Source organism: Sulfuricurvum sp., from assembly GCF_036279695.1.
Taxonomy (GTDB): domain Bacteria; phylum Campylobacterota; class Campylobacteria; order Campylobacterales; family Sulfurimonadaceae; genus Sulfuricurvum.
Genome location: NZ_DASUIQ010000075.1, coordinates 1 through 12523, shown reverse-complemented (window position 1 = coordinate 12523; position 12523 = coordinate 1). Strand labels below are relative to the sequence as shown.

The following is a 12523-nucleotide window of genomic DNA, read 5'->3' as shown; positions in this document are numbered from 1 at the left end:
CTGATCCCATCAATCGTGATAGAACCTTTGGGTGGGATGAGAGGGATAAATTCACTATCCACATCGACGATCACGTCGTAGCTGTTGCCGTTGTCGGTGATGGAGCGGATCACACCGATGGTATCGATATGCCCTTGGACGATGTGCCCCTCGAAGCGATCTCCCATCATCATGGCAGGTTCGATGTGTACCATCCCTGAGAGTTTTTCGGTCGCGATATGTTTGAGGGTTTCAGGAGAGAGTTCGACGCTGAATCCGTCACTCTCGATGCTCACGACCGAGAGGCAGGTTCCGTTGATCGCGATAGAGTCACCGAGCTTTGGCTTGTGCGTGGCTTTGAGGGATAAACGGTTCCCTCCGAAGCTCTTTACCTGTGCCATCTCCCGAATCAGTCCTGTAAACATAGTGCCCCTTTGTTAAAATACAATTTTACCCTCTTCTTGCAGTGATCTGATAATGCTTTTTGCTTTTTCGTGACCGTTATAGGCTGCTTTTCGGCACCACTCCAGCGCCGTGTCGTTGTTCATCTCACATCCGAGCCCCTGATCGTACATCAGCCCGAGGTTAAATTGTCCCTCCGCAAGGTTCATATTGGCGGCACGGGAAAAACAGATAAAAGCTCTTGGGTAGTCTTGAGGAACGCCGTGCCCCTCTTTGTAGAGGACACCGAGATTGTTAAACGCGTTGGCATTTCCCCGTTTTGCCGCTTCTTCGTACCAAAATGCCGCTTCGGAGAAGTTTTGTACACATCCAAGACCCCGCTCCAATGCGAGAGCCGTCTCAAACTGTGCCTGCGGAAATTCGAGGATCGCGGCACGGAGGAGGAACTCATAGGCTTTGAATTGGTCGTGAGGGACGACAACCCCATCGGCATACATGAGGGCGAGATTATAAATCGCCGTCGGTTCGTTCAATTCGGCGGCTTGGGTATAGAGGTGGAATGATCGCTCCAATGAGCTCTCAACCCCCAGCCCTTTTTGGTGCATATATCCCAATGAAGAGAGGGCAATAGGGTGGTTTTGAAGGGCGAGTGTTTCAAAAAGTTCAAGCGCCTCTTCGTAGCGCTTGCTGTTAAAAGCATCAAATGCGTTTTGGAGCATTCAAGGTACCTCGGTTAGTTTTTGGGTGATTATAGCGAGGCGTACTTAACGGCGCACTTTTCTCGCTTCGCGCTGTTTTTCTTTAAGTTTGGTTACAACGTCTTTGAGTTCCTCTTTTTTCTTGAGGAGTTGTTCTCGGATCAAAAACTCATCCCCTCCGTCGATCTCAGGATCATATTCGAGGGGCTCGGGGTTGTAGTTTTTCAGCATCTCTTCCAATGTTAGGGTTTTGTCGTTGTTCATGGCAATCACTCGTCATCAAAAGTTTTGCTTAATTGTAGAGCATTTTTCCTTTGTATTTTTATAGGTTTCAACATGAGAGGCTATAATTGCGTTTAAAGAATGTTATAAAGAAGCAAACACTATGGAATATGATGTAATTGTCGTCGGCGGAGGACACGCCGGAATCGAAGCCGCACTCGCCTCGGCACGGATGGGTCAAAACACCCTGATGGTCTCTATTTTAGCCGAACAGGTGGGGGCGACGAGCTGTAACCCTGCGGTGGGCGGACTTGCCAAAGGGCATTTGGTACGGGAACTCGATGCCCTCGGCGGAGAGATGGGATTGCTCACCGATGAGGCGGGAATCCAGTTTCGTATCCTCAATATTACCAAAGGTCCCGCTGTTCGCGGAAGCCGCGCGCAGATCGATATGGATCGCTACCGTATCATCGCCCGCAACACAATCCTTACCACCCCTAATATGTCATTGATCCAAGAGACGGTCAATGCCCTCATCATAGAAGAGGGGGCTGTGGTCGGTGTCCGTACCCATTTGCTCAACGTCTATCGAGCTAAAAAAGTGATTTTGACGACGGGGACATTTCTAAACGGCGTGGTGCATATCGGGGAGATTACTCAAGAATCGGGACGTTTCGGAGAATTTCCCGCCAAAGGGCTTACCGATTCACTCCGCGATGCGGGGCTCAATGTCGGACGGCTTAAAACGGGGACGTGCCCCCGCATCGACAGCTCTTCGATCGATTTTAGCGTTATGGAGATTCAAGACGGTGATGAATTGCCGAACCCGTTTAGTTTCCGTACCGACCGCGAGGAATTCGCACGGACGAAAAAACAGCTCCCTTGCTATATCGCTTACACAAATGAAGAGACCCACAGCCTTATCGAGGGGAACTTCCACCGTGCACCGTTGTTTACGGGACAGATCGAGGGGGTCGGACCGCGCTATTGCCCGAGTATCGAGGACAAGATCAACCGTTTCCGTGACAAAGAGCGTCACCATCTCTTTATCGAGCCTCAAAGTGCGGAGAATACCGAGTGCTACATCAACGGTATGTCCACGTCGCTCCCACCCGATGTGCAACGTGCCATGATCCACTCGGTTCACGGGATGGAGAATGCAAAAATTGTCCGCTACGGCTATGCGATCGAGTACGATTATGTCGATCCGACCGAACTGAAACACACACTGGAGACCAAAAAAGTCAAAAATCTCTATTGTGCCGGACAGATAAACGGAACGACGGGGTACGAAGAAGCGGCGGCGCAGGGGATGATGGCGGGGATCAATGCCGCATTGTCGCTACAGGGGAAAGAGCCTCTCATCTTGCGCCGTGATGAAGCGTACATCGGGGTGTTGATCGATGACTTGGTGACCAAAGGGACGAAAGAACCATACCGTATGTTCACCTCCCGCGCCGAGTACCGACTGCTTCTTCGCGAGGAGACGGCAGATTTACGTTTGGGACGTTACGGTCATGCGTTAGGGCTGATAGACGATGAGCAGATGGCACGTATCGAGACGAAACGGACTCAAATCGCTGAGGGGCTAAAATTGCTCGAAGAGACGATTTATACCCCGAACAAAGAGTTCTTGGCATTTTTGGCTTCCATCGATGAGGAACATATCACCGATAAACTCACTGCTACTCAGCTCGTGTCTCGCAAAAGTTTTGAGCTGGATAAATTGGTGAAGTTGATCCCGAGTTTCGCAGAGCTTGATCCTTATATCCAAGAGCAAATTTTGATCGAGGCGAAATACGCCCGTTATGTTGAAAAACAAAGTGACGACATCGAGCGGATGTCCAAAATGCTCCATATCGCGATCCCTGAGAATTTTGATTTTGCATCCGTATCAGGGCTTTCCAACGAGATCGTGAGCAAACTTAACACCTTTAATCCTCCGACCTTGCAGGCGGCATCGCAAATTTCGGGTATGACACCAGCAGCGTTGGATATTTTACATATATACATCAAAATGGCACAACGCAAAAACTAAAGGATACTATTATTATGCGCTACTTTTATTACGTCCATACGGGACACCGCATTGGATTGGATCGTTTCCACCGTGCTGTTGCTATCGTCAATGAACTTCAAAAAGAGATCGATATCACTTTGTTATGTTCAGATTTCCGAATCGCTGCCGAAGCCAAAGAGTTCGGTATTAAACGTGCCGTTGGGGTAGACGTTGTACGAAATATCCCTCAAATCGCCGAGCACGGCGACAGGATGATTTTTGACTCTTCCGAAGCTAATCCGACCCTCTTGAAAGATATGATCCAGTTTTTTCCTTCGTTTATCCGTATCAGCGACGATCCCAAAGATACCAAACATGATAAAGAGTTACTAATATCTCCGTATTTGGAGGGGGAGGGGATTTGTAACGCGACCGTTATAAATGAGCGCTATTTCGAGTCACATCCTAAAACGATCCCGTTGGCGCTCTTTTTCGGTGATGATGATTACGAAAAAGATTTAGAGAAAAATCAAGCCATCTTTAAACCACTTAATGCCGAATTATTGATGGGTTTTTACCATTTTCTCGGCTATGAAAATGCTCTAAAAGAGAGTTTTAGCGCTATCCATGAAACTGAAGAATACGATGATATTATTCGAAAAAGTGAATTATTGATCAGTTCTTCACCTCAAGCGGTACTCCAAAACTTAGCCGGAGGTGGGAAACCTGTCTATCTCCAGCGTCCCGATTATGTGAGAGATTTTATCCCGTTATTTGAGAAACTTTCGATCCCGATTGTAGAGGGATATGACCGAGAACAGCTTATGCAAGGGGTTAAAACTGCCCAATCAAATAATTATCACAAAATAGAAAAAGGTAACACCAAAGTAATCGAATTCATAAGAAAAACTTTCAATTTATAGAAACTTAAACCTTTTTAACTTATGATAGGGAGTTAAATTTCCAAATTAAGTGAGATGACTATGATGGATGAAAGCAGAAGAGGCTTTATTGGTAAAGCTTTTGGTGCCGTCGCCGCTGTCGGGGGAATTGCCTCGCTCATCGCGATGAAGAAGACATGGGATCCGCTTCCGAGCGTTATGTCGGCCGGTTTTACAACGGTAGACGTATCAGGCTTAGAAGCTAATAAATTAGAAGTTGTTGTATGGCGCGGTAAACCGGTGTTTATCCTTAAATACAGCGCGGATATGAAACCGACTGATGGACGTAATGTCAAAATCGGTGACAGCTATTTTTCTGTTATGATCGGTCTTTGTACCCATCTTGGATGTATTCCGGGATACGAAGGGGATAAAAAACTGTTCAAATGTGCTTGTCACGGCGGTGAATACTCAGCTGATGGTAAACAAACATTCGGACCTCCACCGAGACCGCTCGATATTCCTCCGTTCAAACTTGACGGCGTAACACTCGTTTTGGGTGATGAAGGTCCGGAATACAAAAAAATGACGGCGAAAGCGTAAGGGAGGGCTAGATGGCAGAATTTAAAAAAGCAGACTCGATGCTTGAGTGGTTTGACCAACGTTTAGGTGTTGTTAACTTTGCAAAAGTGATGATGACCGAGTATTGGATTCCGAAAAATATCAACTTTTTGTGGGCGATGGGTGTTTTATTGACCGTATTGTTCACGTTCTTGGTCGTTTCAGGGATTTTCCTTTTAATGTACTACAAACCGGATGCTAATATGGCATTTGACAGTGTTAACTACACGATTATGCAAGAAGTTGCATACGGTTGGTTGTTCCGTCATATCCACGCTGTAGGTGCTTCGGTTGTTTTCTTGGTAATCTACGTTCACATGTTTACCGGTATCTATTACGGCTCTTATAAAAAGGGACGTGAGATGATCTGGATCTCAGGGATGTTGTTGTTCATGCTCTTCTCAGCAGAAGGGTTCAGCGGATATATGCTTCCATGGGGACAAATGTCATACTGGGCGGCGTACGTTATTACGGAGATTTTTGGCGGTATTCCGGTAATCGGTGATGAATTGGTTGTTTGGATTCGCGGTAACTTCTATGTAGCCGATGCAACTTTGACCCGTTTCTTTATGCTTCACGTATTGTTGATTCCGTTGGCGATTTTGGGTGCGATTGTATTCCACTTTTACGCATTACGTTTTCCACACGTAAACAACGAAGAGGGTGAGTTCTTCGATTTCGAAGAAGAAGCGGAAAAATACCTTGCAGGAAACAAAAAAGAGTCTAAAGTTGTCCCTTTCTGGCCGGTATTCTTGTCAAAAGATTTCTTTGTTCTCGGTTTCTTCATGTTGTTCTTCTTTTACTTGGTTTTCTTCCATTACGGTTTTGCAATGGATCCGATCAACTTTGATAAAGCAGACGGCCTCAAAACTCCGGCACACATTTATCCTGAGTGGTATTTCTTGTGGAGCTATGAAGTATTGCGCGGATGGTTCTTTGAAATCGCAGGCGTATCGGGTAAAGACCTTGGTTTGATGGCGTTTGGTTTTGCGAATGCTATTTTCTTGGTATTGCCGTGGTTGGATCGCTCTCCGATGGTAAAACCGGCTAACCAACGTCCGTATTTCAAATATTGGTTCTGGTTGATGATCGCTGACTTGATGGTATTGACTGAATTCGGTAAATTACCTCCGACCGGACCAAATGCATGGGTAGGTTTTGGTGCGTCGTTGACGTTCCTTGTCTTATTTATTGCATTGCCGTTCATCACTAAAGCAGAAGCGAAAAAAGTGGAGGGTAAATAATGAAAGAGTTTAAAATCTTAGCCGTTCTTGTCGCTCTTATCGGCATCACCTATTACGGAATCGAGCCGTATGCTCATAGCGTAATGCACCCAGAAGTTGCTCCGGCTGACTTCTCGTTTAAAGACCTTAAAAATGTAGATACTAAACTTGCCGGTAACGTCGGAAACGGTAAGGTATTGGTTGAAGCTAACTGTATCGCGTGTCACGCGATCGAAAAAGCGGGTCATCCTGCGATTATGCCAAATGCGGATGCAGCGGCATCTTATGGTGTTGTTCCGCCGGATTTGAGTCAATCAGGACGCATTTACGATAAAAACTATTTGGCGAACTTTATTTTTGACCCTGCCAGTGCTATGCACTTGCAACACAAATATACTCCGGAAAGCGGAAAAGCGTTCCCTATGCCGTCATACAACTGGATGACTCCGCAAGAGATCATGGATGTTGTAGCGTATTTGCAATCAATCGCACCAAAAGTGACTGAAGGCAAAGAAGCACATAAAGCGACCTTTGAAGCGGCGTGTGGACGTTGTCATAATATGAAATACGCGGGTATCACGTCGACAACTCCGGCAGATAGCCTTAAAAACTATATGGGTGTTACGCCTCCGGATTTATCACAACACATCAAAAGCCGTGGTGAACACTACCTTCACAGCTTTATTAATGATCCACAAGTATTGCTGAAAAATACTTCTATGCCACGTGTCGGTTTGACCGAAAAAGCGCAAGAAGAGGTTATCGCTTATATGGAAGAGGTTGGTGATTCTAAAAAAGCAGAACGCGAATCTTTGGGTGTATGGGTACTTCTCTATACGTTTGTTTTTGCTATCTTGGCCTATTTGTGGAAACGCAAAATCTGGTCAGAAGTTCACTAAGGAGTAATGGATGAAAATGGTAAAAATTTTAGCATTGTCGGCACTCCTTAGTGTCGGTGCAATGGCGGATGATACATTGGTTAAAAATATGAGCCAAATGGAAAGCGGTTTGAGCAATGTACAAAAAGGATTTTTGTACAACACACCGGATTTGATTAAAAGCGGTGTTGCCGATATTAAAAAAGCGGATGCTCTTTTCCACAACATGGAAGACACAAAAAAATATCTTCCAAAAGATAAGCAACACATGGGAAATATTGCTTTCAATGCGGCAAAACGTATTGACAGCGCCTCAAACGATTTGATTAAAGCATTGGATAAAAAACAATATTCAAAAGCGCATCAATCATACTCTGAAATCGTGAACGCATGTACGGCGTGTCACGCAGTCGTTCGCGGCTGGTAAAAAGTTACCCCTTTACGGGGTTTCTCCTCCTAACTCTCTCAATAAATAAAACTCAAAACAACTTTTAGATACCATCCGAACACTTTCCTCTTGCAAGGACCATTGTGTTAATAGATAGTTATGGGCGTACGGTTGATTATTTGCGGGTTTCGGTGACGGAACGATGCAACTTTCGATGTCAGTACTGTATGCCGGAAAAACCGTTCTCATGGGTACCCAAAGAGAATCTTCTCAGCTTTGAAGAGCTGTTTGAATTCATCAAAGTCTCCATTGACGAAGGGATTAAAAAAATCCGTATTACGGGCGGTGAACCGCTGCTTCGCGAAAACCTCGATACGTTTATCCGAATGATCTATGAGTATAAAAATGACATTGATTTGGCGATGACGACCAATGCCTTTTTGCTGAGCGGTTCCGCGCAAAAACTCTACGATGCGGGGCTACGCCGCCTTAATGTCTCCATCGATTCATTGAAACCCGAAGTGGCGGAAGCGATAGCCAAAAAAGATGTTTTGAAACAAGTGCTTGCGGGGATTGAAGAGGCGCTGCGTGTCGGACTCAAAGTCAAAGTGAACATGGTCCCCATGAAAGGGGTAAACGATGCGGAAGTGCTCGATGTACTGGAGTACTGCAAAGCGCGAGGTATGACGATCCGATTTATCGAATATATGGAAAACGTCCACGCCGAGGTAGACATCAAAGGGATGCAAAGCCCTGAGTTATTGAGTATCATCGGAAGCCGCTACACCTATGAAGACGAGGGGTTTGACGGACATTCTCCGTCGCATTATTACAAGCTTTCGGATGGATATGAGTTCGGGATCATTGAACCGCACAAAGACGATTTTTGTACCAAATGCAATCGCATCCGTCTCACCGCAGAGGGGAATTTGATTCCGTGCCTCTATTTTGATGAGGCGATGTCGATTCGTGACGCCGTACGTCGCGGTGACATCAAAGAGGCGGCGTTGGTACTCAAAGAGGTTATTCGTACCAAGCCTGAAAAGAATCGCTGGAGCGAGGGTGATACCGAGCAATCCAACCGCGCATTTTACGAAACGGGAGGGTGAAGATGCTCTATTTGGTTGAACATTTTTACTCCGTTCAGGGGGAGGGGAAATACGTCGGTACACCCTCACTTTTTTTCCGTTTCGGCGGGTGCAATCTCAAATGCGAAGGGTTCGGATGCACCGAGATTACCCCCGATGGGCATGAAATTATAGGGTGCGATACCGTGTATGCGGTCGATCGCAAAGGGTTTGGCGATTTGTGGATGGAGATCGAAGAGCTGCAAAGCCTCATTTGGATCATGAACGGCTATCGCTTACCGCCTCATGTGGATGTCGTATTGACGGGCGGTGAGCCTCTTATCTATGCCAACGAGCCGATTTTTGTCGAATTTATCGAGCATCTGATTTCTCAGGGGCATCGGGTGACTTTTGAGACCAATGCGACGATTGCTCCCGATTTTGTTCGATTTCCTTTTTATCGCGAGGCGACCTATGCCCTCTCGGTGAAACTCTCCAACAGCGGTGAGCCTGAGAATCGTCGGGTGAAGCCGGAGGTGTACGGTGAGATTATAGGAAATGCCCGTGAGAGCTTTTTTAAATTCAGTGTTGATGAACCTTCACTGGGGAGCCACATGGAAGCGGAGATCGATGCGATCATAGCCCCTCATCCGTTTACACCTGTCTATTGTATGCCATTGGGGGGTGATAAAGCCCATATCGAGGCGAACTGCGAAGCGGTGATAGAGCTGTGCAAGCGTCGGGGATTTATTTACAGTGACCGTTTACATATCCGCATTTGGGATCAAAACCATGGAGTGTAGCTGATGATTATCCGAAAACTTTTTAAATTTGAAAACGCCCATATCGTTCGTGGCTGTTCCACTCAACGGTGCCGCGCATCGATCCACGGGCACTCGTACAAAGTCGAAGTCCTCTTTGAATCCAAATATCTCGATCACGGACAGATGGTATACGATTTCGGTCTGATGAAACAGGGGATGAAAGATCTGATCGACAGTTTCGATCATACTATAGCGATTTGGGATGGCGATAATGCAGAGTATATCGCGTCGATGAAAGAGCATTCTAACCGCTGGGTTATCCTCCCCGTCTCCCCCTCATGCGAGCAGTTCAGTCGAGTGCTGTTTTTGATGATCGATCGGCTTCTTGGAGCGACTCAAATGGTGAACGGTGAGCAGGGGGTGAAGCTTCACAGTATCATCGTCCATGAGACCGAAACGGGATACGCACAAGCGTTTGAGGAAGATGCCTATTCGGAGCTGATGGGGACGATTGTTCTCGAATCGATCGATTTTAGCGACGAAGTAAAAGAGGGGTGGAGTGAGCCACGATTGTGGGAGAAAATCCTCTCGGGCGAGATGTTTACCAATCCGAAAACGATTTAGTAGGTAATCAGAGAAGTTTCACTCTCTGCACTCATACACCAGCGTGTCGGGATAATCTTCACGCTTGAGCCTTTCTCAAACCCCTCCACGGAAGCATCCACCATCATGTAAGCATTGGCTAACGAAAGGGGTAACACCATCCCCGGACCGAATTTCTCGCTCGGCGTGAACGTCTCACCGTCAAACCACCCCGGAATCAGAGAACGTCTCCCTTTTTTCATTTTAAACGGTTCGCTTATTTGGGTTGTGATCGCAGAGAGATATTTATCGCTTCGACCGCTAAGCGAGAGGATGGCACTTTGACCGAACAGCTCAAAACACAATGCCGCCGCAAGAGGGTTTCCGGGGAGATTGAGGATCAGGGTCTCTCCGATTCGACCGAATGTCGTCGGTTTGCCCGGTTTGATGTCGACCGATTCAAAAGCCGCTTCGAACCCGAGGGAGCCAAACGCCTCTTTGGTGAAATCGGCATCCCCGACACTCACCCCGCCGGAGGTGATGATAAGATCGGCACTCAGAGCACTGCGGATATACTCTTGGATCGATCCCAGCGTATCCACTGCCGTGCCGGTAAAGATCACCTCGCACCCAAGCTCTTTTGCGCGTGCGGCAAAGGTCGGGGTATTGGTGTTATAGAGCTGATTTGATCCCAACTCTTCATAATGCATTTTGAGCTCATTCCCCGAGGAGAATAGGGCGACTCGCGGGCGGCGATACACTTTGATATGGGTAATCCCCTGCGAAGCGAGGAGTGAAATATGATGGGCGTGAAGCATTGTCCCCACCTTTAATAACTCCATCCCCGATTGAATATCTTCCCCTTTGAGGCGGATATGGGCAGAGGCTCGGATGGAGGCGGGAAGGGTGACTGAATCACCGTTGACACTCACCTCTTCGATGGGGACAATGGCCTCACACCCCTGCGGGATTTTGGCTCCTGTCATGATGCGGATACACTGATCCTCGACCATACGTATCTCGGCACCGTCTCCGGCAAAGATGACACACGATTGTTTCAGCGTTTTACCCGCATCCTCAACCCGCACGGCATAGCCGTCCATCGCGGAGTTGTCAAATGAGGGGAGAGAATGGATGGCGGTAACACTTTCACAGAGGACACGATGAATACCGTTTTCTATCGGTACGATTTCGCTTTGCGTGGGGGTTGCAAAGGTATAAATCGCGCTGAGTGCCTCTTCTACGTTGATTGCCATACCGTCTCCTTGCGTGTGTTCTCTCGGTATGCATTAACTATTCGCATTTCGAGGAATCATTTAGGGAGTCATTATAGGCAATTTAAGGTAAAATCCCCTTTATGGAAGCTATGTATAAAACCGGATTGAATATCCACTATTTCGGAGTTATTGTCTTGATGGGAGTGGTGGTGTTCAACATCGTCATGTTATCCCTCTCTCATCATGTTGTTCGCTACAGCAAACGGATGCGGGTTGTGATGCCGATTTCGAGTTCCTTCATCGCATTGATCCTTTTTACGGGTGCCGTGATGATGGCGGCTAAACACTTGCACTTCACCTTCTCCAATATCGCTATGATCGTGATCGCCATCGTGATGATTATTCTCGAAGCCAAGCGGTACAAAACCCTCAAACGCAGAACCGATATTACCCAAGAGGGGGCATTTTCGGACTATAAGAAAAAAGCGTTTCGTTTCTTAGGGATAGAGATGGCGCTGTTGCTCGCAATCACACTCTGGATGTTGGTGCAAGGATGAAATTTCTTCTTCACGGCGATGTCGGTGCAAATGAGCTAAGTGTCAGCGGCGATGATTATAAATATCTCATCAAAGTACGGCGCCATAAAGCGGGGGATTTGATCGCATTTCGCTCTCGCGAGCGTCTGAGCGAAGAGTATCGCTACCGATTGGAACGGACTGACGGTCGCGTTGCCTATTTCACCCTTCAAAGCCATCACGCTTCGCTTTGCGAGAGTCCGAAAAACCTCCATATCGGATGGTGTTTGGTGGATCCGAAAACGATTGAGAAAACCCTCCCGATGCTCACCGAACTTGGGGTGGCGAAAATCACCTTTATCCATTGCCGCCGTTCTCAGCAAAATTTTCGCCTCGATTTTGAGCGGTTTAACAGGATCATGGAGAGCTCCATCATGCAATGCGGCCGTACGTCGTTGATTGAACTCTCCGAGGCTCCGAATCTCAGCACCTTTTTAAAAAACAATCCCCAATCGGTGATTTTTGATTTCGGCGGAACAGCGCTTGAGAACGATGAATCGGTCGATACGGTCGTGATCGGTTGTGAGGGGGGATTTGATGAGGGGGAGCGTAAATTATTCAGTGATTATCGTGTTCGCCTCTTTTCTTCTCCTATGATATTGCGTTCTGAAACGGCGGCGGTAGCGATAGCATCGCGGTTATTGTAAAAAAAGAATTTTTTCGTTATAATTCGCCTCCAATTATCCGCCCCCGTACGGATATAAAACTATACAGACCGACGTACAACGCCGTCGATCACAAGGCAAACCTATGAAAAAAGATCTTCACCCGAACGTTGTTGAATGTACAGCAAGCTGCGCATGCGGTAACTCATTCACAACAACCAGCACAAAAGAGACTATCCGTGTTGATATCTGCAGCGCATGTCACCCGTTTTATACCGGTTCTGAACGTCAAGTAGACACAGCAGGTCGTATCGATAAATTCAAAAAACGTTACGCACTTAACTCATAATTTGTACGCCAAAGGAATGCATCCCTTTGGCTACGCTAACGCTAAGTTTCCCTCAGCGGGAAGCTCACGTGCA

Annotated in this window: 16 protein-coding genes; 12 read left to right on the top strand and 4 right to left on the bottom strand. The window is 47.0% G+C overall.

What is annotated here, in order from left to right; genetic code table 11:
* The 3 genes from VFW36_RS07815 to VFW36_RS07805 form a co-directional block, all read right to left on the bottom strand.
* On the bottom strand, nt 1-404 hold a 404-nt coding region (locus VFW36_RS07815; RefSeq protein WP_329658253.1), incomplete at its 3' end, for a riboflavin synthase.
* Nucleotides 405-416: 12 nt separating this feature from the next.
* A complete protein-coding gene (locus VFW36_RS07810; RefSeq protein WP_329658252.1) occupies nt 417-1100 on the bottom strand; it encodes a tetratricopeptide repeat protein in 684 nt (227 codons plus the stop codon).
* 45 nt (nt 1101-1145) lie between these two features.
* Nucleotides 1146-1343 (bottom strand): hypothetical protein, encoded by a 198-nt coding sequence (locus VFW36_RS07805; protein ID WP_329658251.1) that lies wholly within the window; start codon nt 1341-1343, stop codon nt 1146-1148.
* A gap of 121 nt (nt 1344-1464) precedes the next feature.
* Between VFW36_RS07805 and mnmG the strand changes: the two genes are divergently transcribed.
* The 9 genes from mnmG (at nt 1465) to VFW36_RS07760 (ending at nt 9746) form a co-directional block, all read left to right on the top strand.
* Entirely contained in the window at nt 1465-3339 is a 1875-nt protein-coding gene (mnmG, locus tag VFW36_RS07800; protein ID WP_329658250.1) for a tRNA uridine-5-carboxymethylaminomethyl(34) synthesis enzyme MnmG, read from the top strand.
* Nucleotides 3340-3353: 14 nt separating this feature from the next.
* Nucleotides 3354-4223 (top strand): hypothetical protein, encoded by an 870-nt coding sequence (locus VFW36_RS07795; protein ID WP_329658249.1) that lies wholly within the window; start codon nt 3354-3356, stop codon nt 4221-4223.
* Nucleotides 4224-4283: 60 nt separating this feature from the next.
* Nucleotides 4284-4784 carry a ubiquinol-cytochrome c reductase iron-sulfur subunit gene (gene petA, locus VFW36_RS07790; protein ID WP_329658248.1) on the top strand — a complete coding sequence of 167 codons (501 nt, stop codon included), beginning with the start codon at nt 4284-4286 and terminating at the stop codon, nt 4782-4784.
* 11 nt (nt 4785-4795) lie between these two features.
* Nucleotides 4796-6046 (top strand): cytochrome bc complex cytochrome b subunit, encoded by a 1251-nt coding sequence (locus VFW36_RS07785; RefSeq protein WP_329658247.1) that lies wholly within the window; start codon nt 4796-4798, stop codon nt 6044-6046.
* Nucleotides 6046-6924 carry a c-type cytochrome gene (locus VFW36_RS07780; RefSeq protein ID WP_329658246.1) on the top strand — a complete coding sequence of 293 codons (879 nt, stop codon included), beginning with the start codon at nt 6046-6048 and terminating at the stop codon, nt 6922-6924. Before VFW36_RS07785 ends, VFW36_RS07780 begins: the two co-directional genes overlap by 1 nt.
* A 10-nt stretch (nt 6925-6934) precedes the next feature.
* Nucleotides 6935-7330, top strand: coding sequence for a hypothetical protein (locus VFW36_RS07775; protein WP_329658245.1), 396 nt, complete (start codon nt 6935-6937; stop codon nt 7328-7330).
* 104 nt (nt 7331-7434) lie between these two features.
* The gene (gene moaA, locus VFW36_RS07770; RefSeq protein WP_329658244.1) at nt 7435-8400 is read left to right on the top strand and encodes a GTP 3',8-cyclase MoaA; all 966 of its coding nucleotides are present in this window, start codon (nt 7435-7437) and stop codon (nt 8398-8400) included.
* A 2-nt stretch (nt 8401-8402) separates the two neighbouring features.
* The gene (locus tag VFW36_RS07765; RefSeq protein ID WP_329658243.1) at nt 8403-9161 is read left to right on the top strand and encodes a 7-carboxy-7-deazaguanine synthase QueE; all 759 of its coding nucleotides are present in this window, start codon (nt 8403-8405) and stop codon (nt 9159-9161) included.
* A 3-nt stretch (nt 9162-9164) separates the two neighbouring features.
* Entirely contained in the window at nt 9165-9746 is a 582-nt protein-coding gene (locus VFW36_RS07760) for a 6-carboxytetrahydropterin synthase (protein ID WP_329658242.1), read from the top strand.
* Here VFW36_RS07760 and glp read toward each other — a convergent pair.
* Nucleotides 9743-10960 (bottom strand): gephyrin-like molybdotransferase Glp, encoded by a 1218-nt coding sequence (gene glp / locus VFW36_RS07755; protein WP_329658241.1) that lies wholly within the window; start codon nt 10958-10960, stop codon nt 9743-9745. The two genes, VFW36_RS07760 and glp, sit on opposite strands and share 4 nt — an antisense overlap.
* 101 nt (nt 10961-11061) lie before the next feature.
* Here glp and VFW36_RS07750 point away from each other — a divergent pair, with 101 nt between their 5' ends.
* The 3 genes from VFW36_RS07750 to rpmE all read left to right on the top strand — a co-directional run bounded on the left by VFW36_RS07750 (nt 11062) and on the right by rpmE (nt 12450).
* Nucleotides 11062-11478: a hypothetical protein gene (locus tag VFW36_RS07750; RefSeq protein WP_329658240.1), complete on the top strand. Its 417-nt coding sequence runs from the start codon at nt 11062-11064 to the stop codon at nt 11476-11478.
* Nucleotides 11475-12143: an RsmE family RNA methyltransferase gene (locus VFW36_RS07745; protein ID WP_329658239.1), complete on the top strand. Its 669-nt coding sequence runs from the start codon at nt 11475-11477 to the stop codon at nt 12141-12143. Before VFW36_RS07750 ends, VFW36_RS07745 begins: the two co-directional genes overlap by 4 nt.
* A gap of 103 nt (nt 12144-12246) precedes the next feature.
* Nucleotides 12247-12450, top strand: coding sequence for a 50S ribosomal protein L31 (gene rpmE, locus VFW36_RS07740; RefSeq protein WP_329658238.1), 204 nt, complete (start codon nt 12247-12249; stop codon nt 12448-12450).
* The last annotated feature ends 73 nt before the right edge of the window (nt 12451-12523 follow it).